This window comes from Thermogutta sp., assembly GCF_014359955.1.
Taxonomy (GTDB): Bacteria; Planctomycetota; Planctomycetia; order Pirellulales; family Thermoguttaceae; genus Thermogutta.
Window position 1 is genome coordinate 1 of the sequence record NZ_JACIYL010000628.1, and the last position, 2,691, is coordinate 2,691.

General features: G+C 60.0%; 1 protein-coding gene. It reads right to left on the bottom strand.

All coding sequences use genetic code 11. From position 1 onward, the window contains the following. Window positions 1–294: 294 nt before the first annotated feature. Window positions 295–2,091: a sigma-70 family RNA polymerase sigma factor gene (locus H5U08_RS15175; protein WP_297034892.1), complete on the bottom strand. Its 1,797-nt coding sequence runs from the start codon at window positions 2,089–2,091 to the stop codon at window positions 295–297. Window positions 2,092–2,691 lie beyond the last annotated feature (600 nt).

Genomic DNA, 2,691 nt, shown 5'->3' on the forward strand with positions numbered 1-2,691 from the left:
AGCGGGTCCCTCCATTGTGTGGATTGGAGGGGCAGGTTCCGCCCCGACCGGTTACCCTGGTTCAACCCGAATCAACGGCAAGTTGGTGAAGGCTAAAGCCTTCACCGGAAAGCGGCGATGAATCGCCGCACTCCATATGGAGTGCGGGGGCTTTAGCCCCGCTTTCGGCGCGGGACTTCAGTCCCCGCCGAAGGCCATGGAACATCGAATGTTGACAAGCGGACGTGACGAGCGGGTCCCTTCGAGATGGAAAGGCATGCTGTCGTGCCGGATGAAAGTCCCATTGCCGGGCGTTCAGAGTTCGGCTTCCAGGCCGGGGTCGGGAGCGAGCTGTCCCCGGGCAACCAGCGCGTCGATGAAGCCCGCCAGCTTTCGCGACCGGACCGGATGCCGCAGTTTGCGGATGGCTTTGGCCTCGATCTGCCGCACCCGTTCCCGCGTGATGCCAAAAATCTTGCCTACTTCTTCCAGTGTGTAGGCATAGCCATCAGCCAGCCCGTAGCGCAGGCGGATGATTTCTCTTTCTCGGTAGGTCAGTTCGGCGAGGGCCTCGTTGATGGATCTTTTGAGAAGCTCAAAGTTCATTTCATAGAGGGGGTCATCTTCCCGGTAGTCGGCGAGAAATTCACCCAGATAGCTTTCTTCCTGTTCGCCGACCGGCTGGTCGAGGGACAGTGGTTGATGGCTCATGCGAAGGATACTGCGCACCTCTTCCACCGGCATTCCCAGGGCCTGGGCGGTTTCGTCCAGACTGGGGACGATCCCCCGATCCTGGGCCAGTTTGCGGGCCATGGCATGGATTCGCCCGCATACGTCCAGCATGTGCACCGGCATGCGGATGGTGCGACTCTGATCGGCAATCGCCCGGGTGATCGCCTGCCGAATCCACCACGTGGCGTAGGTGGAGAATTTGAATCCCCGGGCATACTCGAACTTGTCCACCGCCCGCATCAGACCGGTATTGCCTTCCTGAATCAAATCGAGGAAGCTCAGCCCCCGGTTGCGGTAGCGCTTGGCGATGGAGACGACGAGCCGGAGGTTTCCCGCCGAAAGATAGCGCTTGGCAGCCTCGTACTCTTCGGCATACCGCATGACGGCCGCCAGATGATTGCGGAGCGTGGTGGGGCTCTCCAGCGTCAATCGCATGAGCTGCCGGAGTTCGCGCCGCAACTCCTTTTCCCAGGGTGTCTCGGGAGTGCCGCGAAGGGCCCTCAGATCCTGGACGATGGCGTCCATCCGCTGGGAAATCTTGGTGAGACGATCCAGCAGCGGTTGCAGTTTTTGCGTTCTCAGATCGAGCTCTTCCACCAGCCGCACAGCACGGAATCGCCGCGCCATCAAGCGTCGCCGGGCCGCCCGCCGCTGCTCCATCGGCAAGCGACGGTTCATCATCTGGGTGAAGTCCCGGCGGTTGCGCCGCTGAATCTCCTGGAGCGTTCGCAAATTGGGTTCAAGCAACCGGGTGATGTGCCGCTTGCCCCGCAGATTGGTGACCGAGACATCCATCGTGCGATCGAGGCGGAGTCGGCCGTCCCGCACGTTTTTCAGCAGGTCAATGGCGGCATTGAGAATAAAATCGGTGGCCAGCATCGCGTAGCGGAACTTCCGGCGTGCCCGCTCGATCTGCTTGGCCGCCCGAATCTCGTCCCGCCGGGTCAACAGAGGGATTTCCCCCATCTGCATCAGGTAGATGCGGACGGGGTCATCAATCCGGTCGTCCTGCCCGGTGGATTCGGCGTCCAGATCGGCCTCTCCCTCCTCCTCTGCGTCGAGCGGTTCTTCGTCGTCGGCCAGGTCATCGGCTGACCGGGCGGCTTCCTCAAGTTCGAAGTAGTCGTCATCCAGCGTCTCGTCGTGGGCGCGAGTGCGGGAGACAGTGGTCGAATTCTGGTCTTCGTCCAGCAAACTGGGGTCGAGGGCCTCGAGCAAGATGTCGGGATGAACCGATTCGCCGTTGACGCCCTTGTGGGGCGTGATCTCCGAGGAGGTTCTGCCCGCAACCTGGGCAAGCTCCGTGCGGTGACCGTTGACCTTACCGGTTCGGGATCCACTGGCAACGGGATGCGGTTTGTGATGGCTGGCTCTAGGCAAGGTGCTGTCCTCAACAGGCAAGGGGACCAAAGGTGCTCACACGACGCGAACCTGCTTTGCCTGATGAAGGAGGGAGCACATCCAATGCCCGAGCATCCTTGCGGGACGTGCTCGATTTTGTAACTTATTTTTGCAACGCCACTTGCAACTTGATTTCGGTGTCAGCTCAACGGTCAGTTGGCAACTGATGTTTCAAAATCACAACATGGCAACACCGCCCAATCACAGGGGGAAACACTGGGTGTCCCCAGTTGTGCACCTGGATCGCGGAGCGGACTTCGGAATTGCCCATTTCGTCCACCGCTGTCCCCACTCACCCACCGGGAGAACTTTTTCTCCCGTGGCCGTATGACTCTCTCCGGTCACATGCAACCGGCTTTCCCAACCGCACGTCGCATAACCGATTTTTTTAGCGCAATCTGAACGACCGCATTATCTTAGCGGACCTCGCAAGGTCGGTCAACTGGGATAAATGGATAAAGCGCAAATATTGCAAGATTTAGAAAATTCGGACAACGGGTAATGAAGACCGGATCCGGCGAGCCCGCGTGGCCGCAGGGAAAGACATGGGCGACGGCCGTGAGACGCCGTGGAAGGGAT